This window comes from Hyphococcus sp. (assembly GCF_041986965.1).
Taxonomy (GTDB): domain Bacteria; phylum Pseudomonadota; class Alphaproteobacteria; order Caulobacterales; family Parvularculaceae; genus Hyphococcus.
Map to the genome: position 1 here is coordinate 446,509 of NZ_JBHIXB010000003.1, position 16,766 is coordinate 463,274.

12 protein-coding genes are annotated in these 16,766 nt (G+C 58.2%); 2 read left to right on the forward strand and 10 right to left on the reverse strand.

Annotated elements, in window-relative coordinates:
• Positions 1-56: 56 nt before the first annotated feature.
• The gene (locus ACFC5L_RS15890; protein ID WP_375203399.1) at positions 57-1,415 is read left to right on the forward strand and encodes a spinster family MFS transporter; all 1,359 of its coding nucleotides are present in this window, start codon (positions 57-59) and stop codon (positions 1,413-1,415) included.
• Between the two features lie 6 nt (positions 1,416-1,421).
• On the opposite strand, the gene ACFC5L_RS15895 is transcribed toward ACFC5L_RS15890, so the two are convergent.
• The 7 genes from ACFC5L_RS15895 to ACFC5L_RS15925 are packed head-to-tail and all read right to left on the reverse strand — an operon-like array spanning position 1,422 to position 9,496.
• Entirely contained in the window at positions 1,422-2,348 is a 927-nt protein-coding gene (locus tag ACFC5L_RS15895) for an SDR family oxidoreductase (protein ID WP_375203398.1), read from the reverse strand.
• Positions 2,349-2,376: 28 nt separating this feature from the next.
• Positions 2,377-3,735: a spinster family MFS transporter gene (locus tag ACFC5L_RS15900; protein ID WP_375203397.1), complete on the reverse strand. Its 1,359-nt coding sequence runs from the start codon at positions 3,733-3,735 to the stop codon at positions 2,377-2,379.
• A 3-nt stretch (positions 3,736-3,738) separates the two neighbouring features.
• The gene (locus tag ACFC5L_RS15905; RefSeq protein ID WP_375203396.1) at positions 3,739-5,082 is read right to left on the reverse strand and encodes an MFS transporter; all 1,344 of its coding nucleotides are present in this window, start codon (positions 5,080-5,082) and stop codon (positions 3,739-3,741) included.
• A gap of 40 nt (positions 5,083-5,122) precedes the next feature.
• Positions 5,123-5,554, reverse strand: coding sequence for an aconitase X swivel domain-containing protein (locus ACFC5L_RS15910; RefSeq protein ID WP_375203395.1), 432 nt, complete (start codon positions 5,552-5,554; stop codon positions 5,123-5,125).
• The gene (locus ACFC5L_RS15915; RefSeq protein WP_375203394.1) at positions 5,551-6,840 is read right to left on the reverse strand and encodes an aconitase X; all 1,290 of its coding nucleotides are present in this window, start codon (positions 6,838-6,840) and stop codon (positions 5,551-5,553) included. The genes ACFC5L_RS15910 and ACFC5L_RS15915 overlap by 4 nt, the downstream gene beginning before the upstream one ends.
• Entirely contained in the window at positions 6,821-8,194 is a 1,374-nt protein-coding gene (locus ACFC5L_RS15920; RefSeq protein WP_375203393.1) for an MFS transporter, read from the reverse strand. The genes ACFC5L_RS15915 and ACFC5L_RS15920 overlap by 20 nt, the downstream gene beginning before the upstream one ends.
• 3 nt (positions 8,195-8,197) lie before the next feature.
• Positions 8,198-9,496 (reverse strand): FAD-dependent oxidoreductase, encoded by a 1,299-nt coding sequence (locus ACFC5L_RS15925; RefSeq protein ID WP_375203392.1) that lies wholly within the window; start codon positions 9,494-9,496, stop codon positions 8,198-8,200.
• A 217-nt stretch (positions 9,497-9,713) separates the two neighbouring features.
• On the opposite strand from ACFC5L_RS15925, the gene ACFC5L_RS15930 reads away from it, so the two are divergent.
• Positions 9,714-11,891 (forward strand): PQQ-dependent dehydrogenase, methanol/ethanol family, encoded by a 2,178-nt coding sequence (locus tag ACFC5L_RS15930; protein ID WP_375203391.1) that lies wholly within the window; start codon positions 9,714-9,716, stop codon positions 11,889-11,891.
• Between the two features lie 6 nt (positions 11,892-11,897).
• Here the strand turns inward: ACFC5L_RS15930 and ACFC5L_RS15935 are convergent, their stop codons facing one another.
• The 3 genes from ACFC5L_RS15935 to ACFC5L_RS15945 form a co-directional block, all read right to left on the reverse strand.
• Positions 11,898-12,812 (reverse strand): TauD/TfdA dioxygenase family protein, encoded by a 915-nt coding sequence (locus ACFC5L_RS15935; RefSeq protein WP_375203390.1) that lies wholly within the window; start codon positions 12,810-12,812, stop codon positions 11,898-11,900.
• Positions 12,813-12,887: 75 nt separating this feature from the next.
• Positions 12,888-15,428, reverse strand: coding sequence for a TonB-dependent receptor (locus tag ACFC5L_RS15940; RefSeq protein WP_375203389.1), 2,541 nt, complete (start codon positions 15,426-15,428; stop codon positions 12,888-12,890).
• 69 nt (positions 15,429-15,497) lie between these two features.
• On the reverse strand, positions 15,498-16,133 hold the full coding sequence (locus ACFC5L_RS15945; RefSeq protein WP_375203388.1) for a beta/gamma crystallin-related protein: 636 nt from the start codon (positions 16,131-16,133) through the stop codon (positions 15,498-15,500).
• Positions 16,134-16,766 lie beyond the last annotated feature (633 nt).

The window sequence follows — 16,766 nt, forward strand, 5'->3', positions numbered from 1 at the left end:
CAACAGAAAAGGCGCAAAACTGTTGCGCCGCATAACATTATCAGGGAGCGGAGCAAGTGACAGAAACTGTCCTCCACAAGGAAGGCGATTGGCCGGCGCCTGCGCGCGCTTATTGGGGGCTCACCGTACTGACAATCGCCCTCATGGTGGCGACCCTCGACCGCTCCATCATTTCGCTGTTGGTCGAACCGATCAAGGCGGACCTCAATCTTTCCGACACGCAGTTCTCACTCCTCACCGGATTCGCTTTCGTCTTTTTCTATGCTTTTCTCGGGCTTCCTATCGCCCGACTTGCGGATGTCAAAAGCCGACGCGTGATTATCGGCATTGGCGTCGCTTTCTGGAGCTTCGCCACCATGCTGTGCGGCCTCGCCTCTAATTTCTGGCACCTCTTCTGGGCGCGGGTCGGCGTCGGCGCCGGCGAGTCCTCTTTCGCACCGGCAACCTTCTCAATCATCACCGACAGTTTCCCGCCGGAAAAACTCCCTCGCGCCTTCGCCATCAACTCCCTTGGTTTCATCGCCGGCGCCGGCATCTCCAACCTTGCGGGCGGGGCCATCATCGCCGCCATCACCGCCGTGGGCGTCATCAATCTGCCGTTTATCGGCGACCTCAAACCATGGCAGATGACCTTTATCATTGTGGGCCTGCCGGGTTTCGTCGTCGCCGCCATGATGGCGACGGTCGAGGAACCGAAACGTAAAGGCCAGCTCAAACAAAGCGACGGCAAGGCGAAAGCATTGCCAGTCAAAGAGATCTTTTCCTATCTCCATCAGGAGCGTCGAACCTATGCCCCCATGTTCATGTCGCTCGCCGTCAAGGTCCTTCTCAGTTACGGCGCGGTTCTCTGGCTGCCGGCATTGTTTATTCGCACCTATGGCTGGACCGCGCCGCAAATCGCCTATGTGCTCGGCATTCTGTCGCTGATCACGGCGCCGTTAGGACTATGGCTTGGCAGCTTTATTTCCGAACGCTGGGCGAAGGCCGGCCGCAATGACGCCTATATGAGGCTCGTGCTCTACGCCTCTATCGGGCTCATGCCTTTCGCCATCGCCTACCCGCTTGTGGACAACGCCTGGCTCGCCATTGTTCTTTATGGCGTCAACACGTTTATTGCCTCCATCGGCATCGCGCCCGGCAATGCAGCGCTTCAGGTGGTGACGCCGGCGGAAATGCGCGGACAGGTGCGCGCGCTTTATCAATTCGTCTTCAATGTCGTCGGCTATGCTGCGGGTCCACTGATCATCGCGCTGTTTACCGACTATCTCTTCGGCGCCGAAGATCAGCTTCGTTATTCCATGGCCTTGCTTGCGATTATTCTGGCGCCCACGGCCTGTTTCGTCACCTGGATCGGCGTCAAGCCTTATGGCGAAAGCTACGCCCGCGCCATGGCGCGTTACGCCGCCCAGGGATAAACGCGGCTAATCCAGCGCCGGAACATCTTCCTGCTTGTCATAGATCGGGTTGTAGAGAAGTGTGCCGAAAAGTTTCACGACCTCGGCGCGTTCATGATTGGGCGCATCCTTAGGGATCGAACGCAGCAACGCATTATTGCGCGCGACGATGCCATCGCGGAACTCCGGATGCGACATGACGAAAAGGTCATCGCGCTGAACCCCGCGCAGAACGCGCTCGCCAACCTCGTCCGGATCCATGAATACATTCGGGTCAAAAGACGGCATCTGGCGCGGCGGCGCGTCGCTGGCCGGCGCCGGGGCCTCATCGCGCAAATGCGCTGGGCGCACTTCATACGTTGTCTGTCCAAGGCTCGTTTTGACCGGCCCTGGAAAGAAGACAGAAGCGCCGATATTGCTTCCTTGCAGGTCGGTGGCGAGCGATTCCATCATGCCTGCGACAGCGAACTTCGCCGTGCAATAAAGTCCCGCGCCGCCAACAGCGGAAAAGCCGCCTGTCGACGATGTCGCCACCACGTGGCCCGCCTCACCATGGGCGACCATGCGCGGCAAGACCGTTACGAGACCATTCACCACACCGCCCACATTGACGCTGAGATTGAAATCCCAGTCTTTATAGGTGGCGTCCTGTATCGGCTTTCCCGCAACGCCGACCCCCGCGTTGAGGACGAGCAGGTGAATGTTTCCATAGACCTGCTCCGCCTCATCGGCGGCTTTTGCCCACTCATCCCGATCCGTGACATCGAGTTTGATGGCGTGCACCGGAAAATTTGTGTCGCTGAATTCCTTCATGGCTTCGTCAAGAGCGTTTTGGCGAATGTCAGCGATCACAACATTCATGCCGTGTTTGGCGAACGCTTTCGCCATGCCTAGCCCCATGCCGCTGGCGCCGCCCGTGATGAAGGCCGTTTTTCCGCTTACGTCTTTCAGCATAATTTCTCCATATCATTCGCCTCGCGCATTAGTCGTTACGCTCACGCGCCGCGACAACGGCGCGGGCGTAAGGCCGCAAGGCTTTCCAACTCAAAAAGAGACCGATCGGCGCAAGGATCGCTGCAGCCGCCGCCATGGAGCTGCCCAGCATTGCTTCATTTTTAAAAATGTTGTCTGTCATCAGGGCCACGATCAGCGGTCCCGCGCCATAGCCCATGACATTAAAGATCGCGATATAAAGCGCCGACACTGTGCCGCGCATGCGCCCGGGCGTAATCACCTGCATGGCGGCGTTCGCGGGTCCCGCGCCGAGGGACCCTAAAAACAGCGTCGCGCCATAAAGCATAAAAGCGATCCACGCCGTCGGCGCCAGCGGATAGAGAATGGCGAGCGGCGCGAGGATGACAGACACCCATAATACGATCCGCATATTCGCGTCGTCATGCCCTTTGGCGGCGAGCCATGTCGCCGCCTGTCCACCAATCAGCAACCCCAGGGGCGCAACAATCAACCCGATGGCGCCGAGGATGGGGCCAGGTTCACCGGGCGCATAACCGAAGCTGCGCTCGAAAAAGGCAGGCGACCAGACGGCGTTGCCAAAGCTCAGCATGGATTTCACGCCGGCGGCGATGAACATCGGAAAGTAGGCCGGGCTCCACAGCTTCAAAAACTCAAGCACCTTGCCGAAGGATGGCGTCACGGCGCCGGTTCCCTCGTCCTTGCGCGGCGGCTCCGGCACGGTCAGCACCATGAGCAAGGCCCACAACATGCCCGGCAGGCCGACAATGACGAAAGTCATCTGCCATGGTTTCAACGTGCCGACGATAGGAAAGCTTTGCGGGCCCAGTTCCGTGAGCCAGACGATCAGATAGCCGCCGACCAGCAGCGCCATGCCCGAGCCCATAACCATGCCAATATTGATGATGGAGATCGGCCGCGCGAGTTTTTCACGCTCGAACATATCCGCCGTCATGGAATAGGTTGCGGGGCCATTGCAGCTCTCGCCGATGCCGACGCCCATACGCGCAATCGCGAGCTGCCAGAAATTCTGCGCAAGACCGCAAGCCGCCGTCATCAGCGACCAGAACGCGATCCCGGCGCCGATAATCCATTTACGGGGACCGCGATCCACCAGCCGTGAAATCGGAATGCCGACACTGATATAGAAAAGCACGAACATGAAGCCGACAAGGATCGAAATCTGCGTGTCCGACAGATTGAGATCCGCCTTGATGGGCGTGATCAAGAGCGTCAGCAATTGACGGTCAAGAAAGTTGAACATCAGCGCGATGGTGAAGATGAAAATCGCCCACCATGCGCGCAGAGGGCTGACCGGCGGCCTTGCTGCTGGAACTTGCGTCACCGCCTGCGCCTGAACTTCCGCCATGGTCTATTCGGCGCCCTGTTTCAACATATTGTCCGCAGCCACCGCATCCCTCGGGCCCCCGGCGACTGGCGACGCCGGATCTCCCACAGGTATGAGGTTTTTGTCGAAACGGTAGTTCCCCAGGAACCAGTAAAGGAAGAACGTAATCGCCATCAGAACGGACATGATGACAAAGACCAGTTCGTAGTCGCCGTATGCGTCGTAATACATGCCGACCAGCAAGGGCGAGACACCCATGCAGAATGTCTGAAACGGGGTTTGAATCCCCACAAGCGTTCCGAAGGATTTCAATCCGAAAAACCGCAATTGGAACACGGTTCCCATGGGTCGTTTCGCGCCGCCGGAAAAACCGATGAAGATTGTCGCCAGCAACAGGAACGAAAAGCCCGCCGCGCCGCCGCTCAGAAACAGATACAACATAAGGCCGAAAGCCGTCATCGCGCTGAACGGCGCGGCGACTTTAGCCGTGTCCATCTTGTCCATCAGAAAGCCGCCCGCGACCGTCCCTGCAGCCATTGCAAGCTGGGAAATCGACAGCATCCAAACGGCCGTATCCATGCTGATCCCGCGCGAAACGATAAAGGGAATAAGATGCGGCTGCAGCCCCATCGCCGGCGCCATGGCAATGACGCTGGCCAACAATATGAACCAGAAATCTCGCGTCCTCATGGCTTCTTTCGGGGTGAGGCCGGGAACTTCCGTTGGCGCGGCGCCCATAGCCGCTTCGGGTGTTTTGGGCGTTTCCGGCTCTCTCAGCCAGATCAGAAGTATCGGAATAACGGATAGAATAATGAGACCGAGACCAACAAACATCCCTCGCCAGCCATAGCCGTCAATTAAGAACTGGATGAGTTTCGGCGCAAAGACGCCCGCAATACTGGACTCAACGCCAAAAATCGCCAGCGCTTTTCCGCGATGCTTGTTAAAAAGCGCGCCAACAATTTTCGAGTAACCAATCGCCGTCGTGCCAGCAAAACCCAGCACCGCGAACCCGAAATAGAACTGCCAGAGCGATCCATCCTGGCGCGAAAGCGCAATAGTGATCAGCCCAACGACAAAAGTTCCGAAGATAATCATTTTGCGCGCGCCGATTTTATCGACGAGCCTGCCCAAGAACGGCGCCGAAGTCCCGCCGACCAGCATCATGGCTGTTAAACCGCCAGAAAATTGCGTCCGCGTCCAGCCGAACTCTTCGGTCATGGGCAAGGTCAGCAGCATGATGGCCGTGAAAGGAAGGATGGACGACCCGAAAAGAATGCCAATCGTCGCTGCGATGACGATTTTGATCTTTCTTACAGAAAAATCGGACTCTTCTTCCGGCGCCGCTGACTGTACGTCCGTCGTCATAGTTTCCTCCCTAGCGTTTCAATGCGCCGTTTTCCGGCGTCTATTTCTTCCAGACTTCCACAATTCCCTTGTCGCCATCGACGCGAACATGGTCGCCGTCCGCAATGACGGAAAAGGGATCAACCTCAAAATCGGTGACCGTCGGCGCATGCGTGACGACAGCGCCAAGCGCCGCCTTCGCCGTCATGTCGACAAACAGCATCGCCGCCGGGGCGGCGCCGGCGAGACGCGAGAAATGAAAAATGGCCGACCAGCCGGATGAGCCCTTCGCGCCCTGAAACAAGAGCACCTTACCGGCGAAGCTTTGCCCCACCAGTTCATGGCGGGTCTCGATAATCTCTCCCTTCATGGGATTAACGCCGCCCCAGCCGGAAATCGTCTCACGCGTGACGAGCGCTTCCGCTTCCGCCATGCCCGGCACGATGCCGCGCCCGCGAATGACGATCGGTTCGGAAAGCTGGACGGCGCTCATGTAAGCTCTCCCCGCCATTTCCCGGTAAGCGCCGCATTGATGCAGTCTTCGGTCGTGCCGAACCAGGCTTCGATGCCGAGAAAGGCCGGCAGGTAATGAGTCTGTTTGGCGCTGTCGAGGGCGACGACCTTTGTTCCTTTCGGCACACTCTGCGCAATCGCAGAACAGGTGTCGGTCATCACAAGGCCGCCGGCCTTTTTGATAATGTCCACATAGCCTTTCGCCTGGGCCTCTGCCCGCACATAACGCGAGGTGAAGATCCAGAGCGCCGCACCGTCATTCAGTTTCTTGCCATCGAGGAGACGCGCAGCTTCCTCGATCTGGTCGATGGCGGCGTGAGGACAGCCGAGCATGACGTAATCCACGTCTGTCGAACGCCCGCGAATGTTCAGATTTTCATACGTCTTCCGGCGCTCGTCAGCGCCGTAGCGAATGCGGCTCTTGATTTTGTTTCCGCCAAAAGCTTTTTCACGCGCCGGCGCCTCAGGCGTGACGCCCACAAGGTGATACATTTCGACGCCGCCGGAGGATGCGGCGGCTGCGCCGAAATGTTTAAGCTCGATCAGTCCGGCATTGGAAATGGCGCCGTCAATGACAGGGATCTCCTCCTGCACGATCTCCCCGATATAATAACCGAGCATGCCCCATTCGAAGATGTTGTTTACGGGAACATCGACTTCCACGAGATGATCGCCAAGCCGAAACTCGTCGCGATGAAATCCCCAGTCGGGAATACGATGGGTGATCATGGCGGCGCTGGTCGACTCGCGCCCTTCCGTATTCGTGCGTGCGCCAAGGACCGAGTTGCAATAAACAACGGCCGAGCTTTCCATCCAGGCGCAATGCTCGCCGAATCCAGGCTCATTGCCCGCGAGATAGGGCGTGCACGTTTTCAAGTTCCGGATGTTCAGCGCTGCTGTCGCCTTCTCGTCGCTTTGCGCATTGGCGAAAGCTTCCGGCGAATAGCCCTGCTCACGCCAAAGCTCCGGGTCCATGCCGCCCTGTAAATGGCAGGCGTTTCCTGTCATCGCGGGGATGTCGAACACTTCATCGGCATCAAGATCAAACTTGCAGAAGACGGCGCGATAATCGCCGCCGTCATCCTTGTATTGATCCTTCAGCCATTGATGCGCGGAGCCCGGCACGCCAGCGACATTATTGGTTTCCACGAAACGCTCGGCGCCGAGCGCATTGGCATAACGGATCAACAGGTCCATGGCCTTTTCAGCGGCTTTGCCCTGCTTGCCGCTCGCCATCGCCTCTTCCTCAGGCGTTAGCCGGAGCATCCGCGCCTCCGTTTTCCTGTTCACCGGCAGCACCCACAATGGCGGCAATGCCGATGACGCAGAACGCCAGAATGACCGGACCGATCATCATGAACAAAAAGACCTGAATGACCGGCAGGCCGCTCGACAGAAAGACGCCGCCAAGAATGGGGCCGAGGACGCCGCCAAGCTTTGCAACCGAGGACGCCCAGCCGCCGCCATTGGCGCGGATCGCTGTCGGATAATAGATGCTCGTAATGCTCAAGATGCCGTAATGACCGCCGGAAATAAGCGCCACAACAACCACATTGAGAAAAAGAAACAGCGGCGTCGGCAAGGGCGCGAGCCCCATGACTAGGAGAACTGGCAAGCTGGCGATGGGAAAGGCTGCGATGGCGCACGGCCCCAGACGATCGGTAAAACGCATCAGCGACATGCCGGCGGCGGCGCCAGCCAGCGCGGCGGCGGACTGGATCCAGGCGGCGGTCTTTCTCGGCACGTCGAGATTTTCAAGAATGATCGGCCCCCAGCTCGCATGCAAAAAGACCGTAAGCGTCGACATGGCGAAGCCGAGCCAGATCAGCGGCGTAATAAATGCGAGCCGCCCCTCGAAGAGTTGACTCACGCGGAAGGACTTCTTGAGCTCCGGTTCGTCCGTCAGAACGAACTCCGACGACGCACTGACATTGGCGGCGGGCTCAAGCTTGTTGAGGATCGAGGCGATCTGGTCGTTTCCGCGCTTTTTGGCGACAAGAAAGCGAATAGATTCCGGGAGATTAAAGAAAAGCCCCGCCGCGCAGGCAAGCGTCGTCGCGCCGGCGAAAAAATAGACGCCCTGCCAGCCAAAACCCGGCGCAATCCAGTTGGTGATCGGTCCCGCCATGGTGGTTCCGACGGAATAACCGACCATGATCAGGGTGACGACCGTCGCGCGCAGGCGTTTCGGCGCATATTCAATATTGAGCGCCCAGGCGAGCGGCAGCATGCCCCCAAGCGCAAGCCCGTCCAGAAAACGCAGCGCGAGAAGCTGTTCATAGTTTTGCGCAAAACCGGTTGCAAAAGTCAGGACGCCAAAGGCAATAGCGGCGGCGACAATGGAAATGCGCCGTCCGATCAGATCGCCCAGATAGGCAAAACCAAAGGCGCCGAGCATGGTGCCGAGAAGCCCCGCGCTGAACACATTGCCGAGCGCCGTTTGATCAAGCGCCATCCCTTCCGCGATGTAAGGCGCCGTATAGGCGATCATCATCATGTCGAGGCCGTCGCAGAAGGTGATCAGCCACGAAAGAACAATGAGCCGGATATTGAACGATGTCAGCTTGCGTTCGTCCATGAACGCCGAAACATCGAAAGTCTGGGAAGAAGCCGCTTGCATCGCCTACCCTTCGATGTTGTGACAGATGCGTTGTTTCAGGGCGCCGATATCGATCTGGTGAACGCTGCCGGAGCCCGCGAGATCAAGCGCATGCGCAGCCGCCGCGCCCATGGCGATGCAGGGGCCCATGACGCGTACGGAAGAAAGCGCCGCAGAGTCCGCATCGATGCACCGTCCCACGGCGCAAAGATTATCGGCCCCCGCCACCGTGATCGATCCGAGCGGCACTGTATGAACGTGATCCTCGTCAAACACTTCCCAGACATAGCCTTCGCGGTTGTGGTGCTGCTCCAATGGCCATGAACAGCGCGCAATCGCATCGTCGAATTTTTTGCCGGCGCGCACTTCATCGACCGTCAAATGATGAGTCCCGACAATCCAGCGCGTCTGGCGAATGCCGGGCAGGCCATAGGCGCGGATTTTCGCTTTGCCGAACGCCTCCGGAAATTCGTTGCGCAAAAAAACCAGCGTGCGGTCCGCCTGATCCTTGCCGTCGATCTGCTTTTCCGCCGCCTCGAACGGATCAAGCGGCGTTTCGATATGCGTCATATTGACGATGGCGACATCACGGTCCGGATAGCGCAAGGCGAAACCGTCGCGGCGCATCATGCCGTACTCGCCGCCCTTGTCGTGGATACGCTTCGCCATCTCCTCCCAGCCCGGGCGCTTGTCATCGTCAAAGTTTTCGATAACCAGCATTTGCGAACCATAGACCTGACCGTTCTTGTGCGCACGGCAGTCGAAACCAGCTTCCCAAGTGATCGCCGCATCGCCTGTGGCGTCGATAAACGCATCGGCTTTGACGCGCACATCGCCATGACGCGTCGCCGCATCAATGGAGCTGACGCGCCGGCCTTCGCAATTGACGCGGCGAATAATCGCGCCGGTGAGCGGCGTCACGCCGGCGTCGAGAATTTTTCTTTCGACCCAGCGGCCGAGCGCCACCTCGTCATACATGGCCACTTTCATGACGCCGCCGCCGACCACCTTGAGATCGCCGCTGGCGCCCAGTTCCTCCAGCAGTTCATCGGCGACGCCATGGGTCAGCTGGCGGCCATTGTCACCCGGCGTATAGAGCCCGCAGAACATGCCGATGATGGAATTCACCGCCTGTCCGCCAAGCGACGGCAGGCCGTCGATCAGGATGACCTCGCGGCCTGCGCGCGCCGCCTCGATCGCCGCCGACATTCCGGAAGCACCCGACCCCACCACGCAGATGTCGCAGCCGCGCTCGATCACATCCGGGCGCGACGACCGCGACACGATTTTCGTTTCCGGATCAAATGGGCGGTCAAGCGCCATATAGTCTTTCCAATCTGTCAAAGCGCCGCGCAAGCTGATTTTGCAATGCAGCAAGCAACGGCGCCCCGGCCATATTCAAGCATATTTCCACCTTCGCCAGCCGTCGCACCAAGAACGAATTCGTTCCTTTCGGTGAACGCAGGAAGATGGGCGTTTCGATTGCAACGCCATTGCGCCACAAGGTAGCTTTTTCTGCTCAAGGGAAAGACGGCGGAATATGGCGCAAAACAAAATAGTCTCACTCTTCCTGTCTACGATACTTCTATTGGAGGCGTGCGAGCGACAGGCCGAAGACACCACGCTTGCATCAGAAGAAGCAAAAGCCACAGAGGCCGCCCATAAAGACTCACCTCGTTTCGGCGCCGTTGACGAGGCCCGTCTTTCAAACGCCGCCAGCGACCTCGACAACTGGCTTTCCTATGGCCGTACGTACGCAGAACAGCGCTATTCGCCCCTTGATCAGATCAATGATGAAAATATCGATGAGCTGGGTCTCGCCTGGGCGGTTGAACTCGACACGAACCGGGGACAGGAAGCGACCCCGATCATCGTCGACGGCGTCATGTATATTTCAACCGCCTGGTCAAAAGTCATGGCCCTTAACGCCCCGACAGGCGACGTTCTATGGCGCTTCGATCCGGAAAATATCGGCGCCAAGGCCGCTCACGCCTGTTGCGACGTCGTTAATCGCGGCGTGGCCGTCTGGAACGGCAAGGTTTATGTCGGAACGATCGACGGACGCCTGATCGCGCTTGACGCCGCCACGGGCGAAAAAGTCTGGGAAGAAATCACCGTCGATCAGGAAAAGCCCTACACCATCACCATGGCGCCCCGCGCCGTGAAGGGAAAAATCATCATCGGCAATTCCGGCGCTGAACTGGGCGTGAGAGGCTATGTCTCCGCTTACGACGCGGAAACGGGCGATCTTGTCTGGCGCTTTTACACTGTGCCCGGCAATCCGGCGGACGGGCCTGACGGCGCGGCGTCCGATGACGCCCTCACCGAACTCGCCCTTCCCACATGGCATGGCGAATGGTGGACGCTGGGCGGCGGCGGCACCGTGTGGGATTCCGTCGTTTACGATGAAGCGTTCGACCAGCTTCTCGTCGGCGTCGGCAATGGCGCGCCATGGAACCACCGCTACCGCTCCAATGGCGAAGGCGACAACCTGTTCCTCTCGTCGATTCTCGCGCTTGATCCCGACACCGGCGCCTATAAATGGCATTATCAGGCGAGCCCCGGCGACACCTGGGATTACACCAACACGCAACAAATCACCCTCGTCGATCTAAAGATCGACGGTGTAGTTCGCAAGGCGCTGATGCAGGCGCCGAAAAACGGCTTCTTTTACGTGATCGACCGCAAAGATGGAACGCTGATTTCCGCCGAACCCTATGTCTATCAGAACTGGGCGGAGCGCATCGATCTTGAAACCGGCCGACCGGTTGAAACGCCGAATGCGCGCTATCTCGACGGACCGCAAATGGTGTTGCCCGGCGGCATTGGCGGCCATGCCTGGCAGCCCATGAGTTTCAATCCTGAAACCGGCCTCGTTTACATTCCCGCGATGACCGTGCCGCTCGTCTATGCGCACAATGAAGACTACGAAGTTCACCACGGCCGCTGGAACACGGGTGTGACCTTCACCGACCCACCAGCCTCTGAAGACTTGAAAGGAACGCCCGAACAACGCCGCGCGCAAATGAGCGCCATGCAGAAAGGCTATCTCATCGCCTGGGACCCGGTTGCGCAGGCGCCGCGCTGGACCGTTGAGCGCGACTGGCCATGGAACGGCGGCACGCTGACAACCGGCGGCAATCTCATTTTCGAAGGCACGCCCGACGGAGAGTTCGAAGCGCGCAGCGCCGATGACGGCAAGCTTTTATGGTCGTTCCAAAGCCATCGCGGAATCATGGCGGGCCCCGCAACCTATCGCGTCGATGGCGAGCAATATGTGGCTGTGCTGGGCGGTTATGGCGGGTCCATGGGCATGGCGACGCCGGATGAGCGCAACAAGTTCATCCCGCCAAATGGCATTCTCATGGCCTTTAAGCTAAATGGCGCGGCGTCTCTGGCGCCATACGAACCGCTCGAACGGCCGGCGCCGGCGCCCACAAATGAAACTTTCACGGCAGCGCAGCTGGAAACCGGGCGTGAAAAATATTTCACCTATTGTACGATCTGCCATAACGGCCCGACTAACCCTGAGCTCGACCGCACACCCTATATGCAAAACGCCAACGCCTGGCGCGCAATCGTCATCGACGGCGCGCTTGAGGCCAATGGCATGGCGAGCTTTGATGAGTATCTGACGGCTGAGGAAGCAGAGGCCATCCGCGCCTATGTGAACATGCTGGCGCGCGACCTTGCCGGAAAAGAAAAGAGCGCGGAATAGCCGCCTTTACTGCGCCGCATTCGACATCAGCGCGCCGGTAGACGAGGTTTCGGGACCGGATTCATTGATCGTTGCGCGGCGAAGGTCGCGCCTGTCTTTAAAACGGTTGAATGTTGTGCCGCGATGAAGCGTGCAGCGATTGTCCCAGATCAGGAGATCGCCGGGACGCCATTTATGCGAATAGATAAACCGCGGCTCTGTCGCCAGGTCCATCAGTTCGGAAAGCAGCGCGTCGCTTTCTTTTTCATCCATCCCTGTAATGTGAGAAGCATGCTTTCCGATGTAGAGCGCTTTGCGGCCATTGGCGGAAATCCGCACGAGATCATGTTCAACCGGCGGCATCAGGCGTTTCATCTCTTCGGAAACAGCGCCGCCATATTCGTACTTTGCACGCACGCCCCAGAGGTCATGCACCGCCTTCAGGCCTTCAAGGCGCTTTTTCATCTCCTCCGGCAGGGCGTCAAAGACGGCGCGGGTGTCGATGAATTCCGTATTGGCGCCCTCTTCCGGCGTTTCATAGGCCAGCAGAAGCGACCATTTCGACGGCAGCGCGTTGAATGAACTGTCAGTATGAAACCGCTCATTACCGAGATTGAATTTCGTCCTCGGATCGTCCGGGGGAATAATTGTCCCGTCCGCATCGAGATTGGAGATGTCGTAAAGCTCCGGGCTGATGCGGTATTTTAGCGTCGACGGCCGGTCCGACATTTTCGGCGGCAGCTCCAGCGGTCCGAAACTGCGTGCAAAGCGCATATGCCCTTCATCGCTGGGCCTCAACCCCCGCAGGACGAGAACCGCATGCTCAGCCATCAAAGCCTCAACAATATCTACTTGCTCAGGACTTATGGCTGCATCGAGATCAAAACCGAGCATCTCGGCTGCAAATAATGGGTGGAGCTTATTGACCTGATAGTCCGTCATTAGCGCTCTCCATAAAAAACCGCCGCCCCGAAGATACGGGGCGGCGGCTCGGTTCGCAATCAGTTTTCGAAAGTCCTAGAAACGCTTCTTGACCTGGATGTACCACTCACGCGGCGCAGCCGGCTGTGCTTCTGTCGACGGCTGACCGAAAGCGGTCAGGTCGAACACATTGAGATAGTACTCATTGTCAAAGAGGTTCGTAGCGCCGACAGCAACGGTGAAGTCGCCGTCGTCATTCGTATAGGTGATGCGGCCATTGAAGACAGAATAAGATTCAGTGAACGCGATCGCCGAAAGCGAGTTATAGTTGATCTCGCCTGAATAGAACCAGTCGAGGCGCGGTGTGATCGAGCCGCCCAGCGCCGGGGCCGGGATCTCGTAAGCAACGCCAGCCGAACCTGTCCACTCCGGTACATAAACCGGCTTATCGGACACGAACGGACCGGTTTCGAGCTCAGGCGCTGTGAACTTGGTCCAGCCGCCCGTTGCATTGATGGTCAGACCGTCAACCGGACGCCAGTCGAGTTCGGCCTCAACACCTTTGACCGTGCCCGGCGTATTCACATAGTTGGTCTTCGGAATACAGGTGACGCCGATGCCGGCGGCCAGGTTCTGCGGACCATCCGCCGGCGTGATCGGCCGGCAGGTCGATCCATTCTCGCCGGCAGGTTCTTCAACCTGATCCTGAGCGCCCACACCGATACAGTCGCCGGAGACGCCGCTGTCCAGACATTCAGCGCCGCCCGCCGGGATCAACCGCTGTTCGTAGTCGGTGTAGAAGCCGGCGATGTTGACACGCATTGTATTTTCAAAGAGATCGCCTTTGAAGCCGAGTTCATAAGCAATCGCTTCTTCGCCATCCACGCCCACAAGCTGAGACGCCTGGAACGGACGCGGGTTGAAAGCGCCCGGACGGTAACCGGTCGCCGCAGAGCCGTAGACCGTAACGTCATCGGTGAGCTGGAAGTCGAGACCAGCGCGCCAATCGACATTATCCTGGGAAATATCGAATGTCGTGTCGATACCGCCCTGACCGTTGTTGAAGCTCACGTCTTTCTGGTCATCCGAGTAACGCGCGCCGAGCGTGATGCCGAGACGCGGTCCGAACGGACGGAAAACGCCTTGTCCGTAAACGGCCTTAGCTGTTGCATCGAACTGAATCAGCGCGTTCTGTTGCAACGGAATGAACGGGATCGCCACCTGGGATGTCGTGGTCGAATCGCCGCTATAGAAGAAACCGCCAACCGTAACGTCCATAAATTCGGAGTTGTAGGTCAGGCGTGGCTCGACCGTCCACTGCTCATGCTCAATCTGCGTTTTGACAGTCTGAACACCAAGCGGCGAACCATCCGTGTCGTTGATGCCTGTTGTGAAGACGTCACGGAAACCGGCAATCATTGTAAATGACAGATTTTCGGTCAGATCGGCGTTGAACTTGCCGCTAAAGCCCCATTGCTCAATGACAGCCTTGCGCTCAAGCTGAGTGCCGCCGCGATCGCCAGACCCGTTGTAGTAGGTGCAATCCGACGGATCCATGTCGTCTGCGCAACCCGCCGGGAACTGGCTGCCGGCCGGAATCGGGTCGGCGTAAGTTGCATAGGTTTCATATGGCGTGTCCGTGAGGAAGCGTTCATCGTAGCGAATGCCCCAAAGCGGTTCGTAAACCATATCGGACAGGTTTTCTGTCCCGCCCGTCGGAACGATCTGAAGCCAGTCGTCGGCGACCGGAGATGACTGGTCGTCAGTGTAGTCACCCGTCAGCGTGAAGTCCCAGCCTGCGCCTTCATACTTCAACGCAGCGCGGAGCGCCTGAACATCTTCGCCGCCATAGGTGTCGAGGACGCAGTCATCGCCAGCAAAATTGGCGACAAAACCGCCTGACGGATCAAGCGACGGGAAGTCGCCTGCAAGTTCCGGCGTTCCCGCCTGGTGCATCGCACAGCGGAAATCGAGAAGATCCTGATAGCCTTTGCGATGCTTGGAAACACCGGAGACGCGCAGGAAGAGGTTATCCGCAAGCGGATAGTTGAAACCGGCGCGAATGTCCGTGCGGTTATAGGCGCCATAAGTCGCGTCGAGATAGGCTTCCGGCTCCGGCCCCGGCTCTTTCGAGATGATGTTGACCGCGCCGCCAATGGCGCCACGTCCAAAGAGCGTGCCTTGCGGACCACGCAGGACTTCAACGCGCTCAATGTCCAGAAGATCGAACACCGACCCGGCGAGGAGAGCGTAGTATTGGTCGTCCACATACATGGCGACGCCCGGCTCGAAGGCGAGGTTAAAGTCGTTCTGGCCAATGCCCCGGATATAGGCGGTCACAGCGCGGCCATAGGCGACTTGCGCCTGACGGAAACTGGCGTTCGGAACGATTGCGGCGACATCTTCGATGGAGGTGAAGGCGCGCGCCTCTAGAGCCTCCCCGGTCACCGCTGTAATCGCGAGCGGCGTATCCTGGAGGTTGGTTTCGCTGCGAGTGGCCGTAACCGTAATCCGGTCAAGACCACCCTCGTCATCGTCCTGCGCAAGCGCGGGCGCCGTCAACGCCAGCGCCCCGATAGACGCACTGAGCAGCACGGAAGTCCGCCGGCTCAAAGTTTTTTGGAATGTCGCTTTCATATTCCCTTCCCTTCGTTGAGATTAGTTGGTTAACGCCTTTTTGTTGTTTTATCCTTTACAAACCCTTACCTAGGGGCTGACCAGAGGATCCGTACACAGAAGGTCTCCAACGACCCGGCGGCCCTCGCTGAGTACAGAATCTGCAAATTCAACTTCATCGAACCCCGCCTCGCGGCAAAAATCCTTGGCGGCGCCTTTGTCGCCGGCGTCTATCGCCTTGCCATTGAACATCGGGGTCTTGAAGAAATGCGCGCTGTGACCCCGGAGAACGGCCTCGGCGCTGGCGACGGGCTGAACCGGCGCATCATCGGCTGAAGCCGCCGCGGCGATAACCGGCGCGCTAATGATTTCAGGCTGTGTAGGCGCTTCCGCCAAGGCGGCGGCCGGCGCCGCCTCTTCGATCGGCCGTAAGGACCGGACACGGGCGAAAAAACCGAACTCCTTTTTTAGACTAACAATTTCAGTGCCAGCATCAACATCCATGCAGGCGCCCTTGAAATCGTTTCGGGTGCAAATCTCCCAGCGCCCAGACTTGATCGTGGTGCTGTGAAAGGGGTAACGCACGTCAATGTCGGCGACAGGCCCATTGAACGTGACCTGCTTACCGGACATGCCGACTTTTTCATACATGACGAGCACTGGCGGCTCCGAACTCTCACTAGCGCCGGCGGCTGAGCTCGACAAAGCTGCAACAATGGCGCTCACACTAAACGCCCAGGCGCATTTCTTTAGACAGCGCATAACAAATCCCCCCGGACTTATTGCGCATCATGACTTGCTTTCTGTGGGCCTTCAATATTGTTACAACGGCATGACGAGATGCGATTAATCCGCATATGGACGGTTTTTTTTCGTCACCTAAAAACGCACTCGCGCAACATTTTTCACGCTGTAGCGCCGCTACAACAGCCATTACGCAACCGCAAAATTAAGTATCGCAACGCAGCAAAATGGCGGTACCAGAATCAACCCTTTGATAAATCTTGAGAATGGTCGCGCACTACCCCTTTAAAGGTGGCGATGCAGCCTTAAGCGGCGGCGGCGACGTTAAGAGAAGTCATTTGCGATGATTTAAACGCGCAGCACACTCGGCCAAGGACGAACCAAACACCGGCGGTTTTTGCTACGGTTCAGTTCGCCAGACGTTGATAGTCATTTCTCGGTATGTCGGATGCGTAAACATTTTCACGGCGGTTTTTGCGCGGCGACGCCTTAGTCACAAACGCCTTTCTGGCAAAAGGCATGTTGCAACCGTCATTTCAACGGCTGCGTTTGCTTAACCGCGGCTAACGGCGGGAAATATTAACGGCGGACCCAACGCCGCCTGACGGCGCGGCG

What these genes read in the sequence shown, in the direction of transcription:
- ACFC5L_RS15900 (WP_375203397.1), bottom strand. Translation starts at nt 3,735, where the DNA reads ATGGCGGAAGTTCAGGCGCAGGCGGTGACGCAAGTTCCAGCAGCAAGG.
- ACFC5L_RS15925 (WP_375203392.1), bottom strand. Translation starts at nt 9,496, where the DNA reads ATGGCGCTTGACCGCCCATTTGATCCGGAAACGAAAATCGTGTCGCGG.
- ACFC5L_RS15930 (WP_375203391.1), top strand. Translation starts at nt 9,714, where the DNA reads ATGGCGCAAAACAAAATAGTCTCACTCTTCCTGTCTACGATACTTCTA.
- ACFC5L_RS15940 (WP_375203389.1), bottom strand. Translation starts at nt 15,428, where the DNA reads ATGAAAGCGACATTCCAAAAAACTTTGAGCCGGCGGACTTCCGTGCTG.
- ACFC5L_RS15905 (WP_375203396.1), bottom strand. Translation starts at nt 5,082, where the DNA reads ATGACGACGGACGTACAGTCAGCGGCGCCGGAAGAAGAGTCCGATTTT.
- ACFC5L_RS15895 (WP_375203398.1), bottom strand. Translation starts at nt 2,348, where the DNA reads ATGCTGAAAGACGTAAGCGGAAAAACGGCCTTCATCACGGGCGGCGCC.
- ACFC5L_RS15915 (WP_375203394.1), bottom strand. Translation starts at nt 6,840, where the DNA reads ATGCTCCGGCTAACGCCTGAGGAAGAGGCGATGGCGAGCGGCAAGCAG.
- ACFC5L_RS15935 (WP_375203390.1), bottom strand. Translation starts at nt 12,812, where the DNA reads ATGACGGACTATCAGGTCAATAAGCTCCACCCATTATTTGCAGCCGAG.
- ACFC5L_RS15910 (WP_375203395.1), bottom strand. Translation starts at nt 5,554, where the DNA reads ATGAGCGCCGTCCAGCTTTCCGAACCGATCGTCATTCGCGGGCGCGGC.
- ACFC5L_RS15920 (WP_375203393.1), bottom strand. Translation starts at nt 8,194, where the DNA reads ATGCAAGCGGCTTCTTCCCAGACTTTCGATGTTTCGGCGTTCATGGAC.